This window comes from Weissella sp. DD23, from assembly GCF_001579105.1.
Taxonomy (GTDB): Bacteria; Bacillota; Bacilli; order Lactobacillales; family Lactobacillaceae; genus Weissella; species Weissella cibaria.
The window spans coordinates 49921-53697 of the sequence record NZ_KQ970400.1 but is presented as its reverse complement, the minus strand read 5'-3'; the positions used below and the strand labels follow the sequence as shown (position 1 = coordinate 53697).

Annotated in this window: 6 protein-coding genes; all 6 read left to right on the top strand. The window is 46.1% G+C overall.

Annotated features, from left to right (window positions below; genetic code table 11):
- On the top strand, positions 1 to 1625 hold a 1625-nt coding region (gene alaS / locus WEIDD23_RS11400; RefSeq protein WP_242865523.1), incomplete at its 5' end, for an alanine--tRNA ligase.
- Between the two features lie 42 nt (positions 1626 to 1667).
- Positions 1668 to 1919, top strand: coding sequence for an IreB family regulatory phosphoprotein (locus WEIDD23_RS11395; RefSeq protein WP_010369780.1), 252 nt, complete (start codon positions 1668 to 1670; stop codon positions 1917 to 1919).
- 64 nt (positions 1920 to 1983) lie between these two features.
- On the top strand, positions 1984 to 2418 hold the full coding sequence (gene ruvX, locus WEIDD23_RS11390) for a Holliday junction resolvase RuvX (protein ID WP_010369776.1): 435 nt from the start codon (positions 1984 to 1986) through the stop codon (positions 2416 to 2418).
- A gap of 12 nt (positions 2419 to 2430) precedes the next feature.
- Positions 2431 to 2715 carry a DUF1292 domain-containing protein gene (locus tag WEIDD23_RS11385; protein WP_010369772.1) on the top strand — a complete coding sequence of 95 codons (285 nt, stop codon included), beginning with the start codon at positions 2431 to 2433 and terminating at the stop codon, positions 2713 to 2715.
- Positions 2716 to 2757: 42 nt separating this feature from the next.
- Positions 2758 to 3066: a DUF1292 domain-containing protein gene (locus tag WEIDD23_RS11380; RefSeq protein WP_162828792.1), complete on the top strand. Its 309-nt coding sequence runs from the start codon at positions 2758 to 2760 to the stop codon at positions 3064 to 3066.
- Between the two features lie 93 nt (positions 3067 to 3159).
- On the top strand, positions 3160 to 3777 hold a 618-nt coding region (locus WEIDD23_RS11375; protein ID WP_062359049.1), incomplete at its 3' end, for a ComEA family DNA-binding protein.

Below are 3777 nucleotides of genomic sequence, written 5' to 3'. Positions count from 1 at the left end.
CTTACTACCCTGAGGTTTTGGCTAATGCAGACTACATTGCATCAGTTGTTGAAGCTGAAGAAGTCCGCTTCAACAAGACGTTGGCAGATGGTTTGTCATTGTTGGACGGTGTCATTGATGAAGCAAAGGCTAACGGTGGTGTTATCGACGGTGCGGTTGCCTTTAAGATGTATGACACATATGGCTTCCCATACGAGTTGACGGAAGAATCAGCCGCTGATGCTGGCTTGACAGTTGACCGTGCTGGCTTCGATGCCGAAATGACTGCGCAACAAGAACGTGCCCGTGCCGCTCGTGGCAACACAGCTTCAATGGGTGTTCAAAATGCCTTGTTGACAGATTTGAAGACAGAATCAACCTACGTTGGTTGGTCAGAATTAACAGTTGATGCTGCTAAGTTGACAGACCTGATTGTTGATAATGAATTGGTCGAGTCTGCTAAGGATGGTCAAGCCGAAGTTATCTTTGACGTGACGCCATTCTACGCTGAAATGGGTGGTCAAGTAGCTGACCGCGGTGTTGTCATTAACGCAGCTGGCGAAGTTGTCGCTGAAGTCGTTGATGTACAAAATGCACCTAATGGCCAACACTTGCACACATTGCAAGTTAATGCAGAAATTAAGGCCGGTGAGACGTACAAGCTCGATGTTAACCGTGCGTACCACGCAGCGGTTTCAAAGAACCACACGGCGACTCACATGCTTGACCAAGCTTTGCGTAACATCTTAGGTGAACACACAACCCAAGCCGGTTCATTGGTCACTGAAGATGGTTTGCGTTATGATTTTACTTACAACGGCGCTGTTTCAGCAGAGAAGTTGCAAGAAATTGAAGATTTGATCAACGCTAAGATTATTGAAAACTTGCCAATTTCATGGGTTGAAACGGATATCGAATCAGCTAAGAAGTTGGGGGCTGTCGCAGTCTTTACTGAAAAGTATGGTGAGAAGGTCCGTGTTGTCTCAATCGGTGACTTCAACGTTGAGTTTGACGGTGGAACACACGCTAATTCAACGGCTGAGTTGGGGATGTTCAAGATTGTCAGCGAGCAAGGTACGGGTGCCGGTGTACGTCGTATCGAAGCAGTGACTGGTCAGGGGGCAATGAACTTGTTCAAGCAACACGATGCTTGGTTGAACGAAGCAATGGCCCAAGTTAAGGCACCACAATTGTCAGAAGTTAACGATAAGATTGCTGCTTTGCAAGCACAATTGAAGGATGCCGAGCGTCAAGCGGCTTCATTGGAGCAAAAGCTGGCTAATCAAGCTGCCAATGCTGCGTTCAACGATGTACAAACGGCTGGCAACTTTACGTTTATCGCGACTGAAATGGCCGTTGAATCAATGGATGCGTTGCGTGCAACAGCCGATAACTGGAAGCAAGCAACGCCGTCAGATGTGTTGGTTTTGGCTGCTAATTTGGGTGAAAAGGTTAACTTGTTGGTTGCTGCTTCACCAGACGCGATTGCTAAGGGTGTTAAGGCCGGTGATTTGATCAAGGCCATTGCACCAGCTATCGGCGGTGGTGGCGGTGGTCGCCCAGACATGGCCCAAGCGGGTGGTAAGAACCCAGCGGGTATTGCAGATGCATTTACGCAAGCAGCAGATTGGTTGTCTGCAAAGTAAACTTGCATTTTTATTGAGGGGAACCTCGGAAGGAGGCTGAAAATGACTTCATTAGATAATACAGCTGTCTTTGATTTTGGTAATAACCAAGAACACGACGTACGTAAGACACTTGAGATTGTGTACGCAGCGTTGGAAGAAAAGGGTTACAACCCAATCAACCAAATTGTTGGTTACTTGATTTCAAACGATCCAGCATATATTCCACGTGTAAACGATGCGCGTAATTTGATTCGCAAGTTTGAACGTGATGAAATCATTGAAGCGTTGGTTAAGGATTACTTGTCTAAGTAATTTGGTTGAGAAATTCCGAGAGATTTAAGAGAAATTTTGGTCCAGAAAGAAGAGGTCAGATAATATGGGACGCGTAATGGGTCTAGATGTCGGATCACGCACAGTTGGTGTGGCAGTATCTGACTTGCTCGGTTGGACAGCACAAGGTGTTGAAATCATTCGCATTAATGAAGATGAGAAAGAGTTTGGCATTGCGCGCATGAAGGAGTTGGTGGCACAATTCCAACCAACGGGGTTCGTTCTTGGGTTGCCAAAGAACATGAATAACACATCCGGTCCGCGCGTCGATGCCGCACGTGCATATGGTGATTTGTTGACGGAAACATTTGGCTTGCCAATTGATTTTCAGGATGAGCGCTTGACGACGGTTGAAGCAGAACGTATGCTTGTTGAAGAAGCTGATGCGTCTCGTAAGAAGCGTAAGCAGGTTATTGATAAGTTAGCGGCGGCTTTGATTCTCCAAAACTATTTGGATCGCAAAGGACCACTTGTAAAGTAAGAGGTAAACATAATGGACGAAGAGCAAGACATTATCACATTGGTTGACGACAACGGCGATGAGCAACTTTTCGAAGTGCTATTTACGTTTAAGTCAGAAGATTTTGGTAAGTCATACATCGTCTTGTACCCAGCAGGGGCAGGCGAAGATGAAGAAGTTGAAATGTTAGCATACATTTTCGACCCTGAAGAGACGGCTGCGTCTACTGAAGGTGGTTTGACGCCAATCGAAGACGACGCAGAGTGGTCAATGGTTGAAGAGCGTTTGAACCAATTCTTGGATGAGCAAGAAGACTAATGTTTTAGTACAATTAATGACCGGTGATGCATCGGTCATTTTTTGTTAACTGGAAAGGACGTAAAAATGAACGACGCAGAATTGTTCGTCTTAACTGACGAGGACGGCAACGAACACGAATTTATTGAGTTGTTCTCTTTCGACTCTGAAGATTTTGGTAAGTCATACATCATCCTTGGCCCTGCAGATGCAGCGATGGATGGGGATGACGAAGAAGAAGTTGGTATTATGCCATTCATCTACAATAAGGATGATGAAGAAGGTATGTTGCAACCAATCGAAACTGATGCAGAATTTGATATGGTTGAAGAAGTGATGAACACGATCTTTAATGATCCAAACTTACAATAATGATGATTAAGACTGATCCCGATGAAAAATTGGGACCAGTCTTTTTTTGGACTTTTTGATTGGTTATGTGTCTCTATTACTGGAGGAAAAAACATGGCAAATCTAAAAGCGTATTATTATCGATTTCAGCATATGATTTGGTTTGCAACTGGCCTAATTGGTATCGGTATTGGGTTAGTTGTTTGGTGGCAGTGTTCACAGACCGCACCAGTATTACCGCGAGATATTTCGCCAAGCGTGGCGGCTGACCAATCAACACAAAAAGCGGTTTCGGTTACACGGACCGTGCAGCCGTCAGTTCAATCGGCGACCGTCGTGGTTGATGTGAAGGGTGCTGTGCACCGTCCAGGCGTTTATAAATTTACAGTACCACCAATTATGGCGGATGCCCTTGAAAAAGCGGGCGGGACATTGGCAACTGTCGACCGCACCCGCTTGAATCTGGCAGCCTCCTTGACGAATGGTCAGGTACTGTATATACCGAACGGTTCTGAAATAGTGCCAGATGCCTATCCATTACCGGGACAACCAAGCGCCACCGCACCATCGACAACGTCAGCGACAACAGCCACTGAAACATCACTTGTCAATTTGAACACGGCGACGGTCGTTGAATTGCAAACCTTGCCAGGCGTGGGTGAAAAGCGGGCTCAGGATATTGTGACCCAGCGTGAAACGATGGGTGGGTTTAAGACGGTCGATGACTTGCAG